Annotated in this window: 2 tRNA genes; both read right to left on the bottom strand. The window is 46.2% G+C overall.

Annotated features, from left to right (window positions below):
- Positions 1 to 2 precede the first annotated feature (2 nt).
- Positions 3 to 75 (bottom strand) — tRNA-Thr (locus tag KZZ04_RS21050).
- A gap of 79 nt (positions 76 to 154) precedes the next feature.
- A tRNA-Phe gene (locus KZZ04_RS21055) sits at positions 155 to 224 on the bottom strand.
- Position 225 lies beyond the last annotated feature (1 nt).

Here is a 225-nt window from a genome sequence, read left to right on the forward strand (position 1 = left end):
GGTGCCGACTAACCGAGTCGAACGGTTGACCTACTGATTACAAGTCAGTTGCTCTACCAGCTGAGCTAAGTCGGCACGCTAAATTATTTGAAAAGGTAGGTTTTAACACGGGTTAAAAACAAAAAAGCCCTGCATAAGCAAGGCTTTGTATAAATGGTGCCTCGACCCGGAATCGAACCAGGGACACGAGGATTTTCAATCCTCTGCTCTACCAACTGAGCTATC

This window comes from Pseudoalteromonas sp. CR1 (assembly GCF_019392235.1).
Taxonomy (GTDB): Bacteria; Pseudomonadota; Gammaproteobacteria; order Enterobacterales; family Alteromonadaceae; genus Pseudoalteromonas.